Below are 228 nucleotides of genomic sequence, written 5' to 3'. Positions count from 1 at the left end.
CGTATTAAGCGATGCACACATTTCTTCAGAAGATGAATATACACAAAATGGAATGACAAAAAAGTCGGGAACTGAAGAATTCGACAATCTATTAATTCATCAACCCGAAATGGGCTTAAGCAGAATATCGTGGAAACACTTCGCTAAAACAAAGCAATTATTAGTTAAAGACTTTGTAGATTTTAAAGCCACTGATGCTTTGTTTGATTTTAATTTAATGAGTGGTGC

The 228-nt window shown here is 33.8% G+C and carries 1 protein-coding gene; it reads left to right on the top strand.

Translation table 11 applies throughout. From position 1 onward, the window contains the following. Positions 1-228 (top strand): DUF58 domain-containing protein (locus tag SB756_RS36420; RefSeq protein WP_410914120.1); only part of this gene is annotated, 228 nt, incomplete at both ends.

The organism is Pseudomonas sp. SIMBA_068 (genome assembly GCF_046534705.1).
GTDB lineage: Bacteria > Pseudomonadota > Gammaproteobacteria > Pseudomonadales > Pseudomonadaceae > Aquipseudomonas > Aquipseudomonas putida.
The sequence above is the reverse complement of the archived record's forward strand: the minus strand, read 5'-3'. Positions and strand labels throughout refer to the sequence as shown.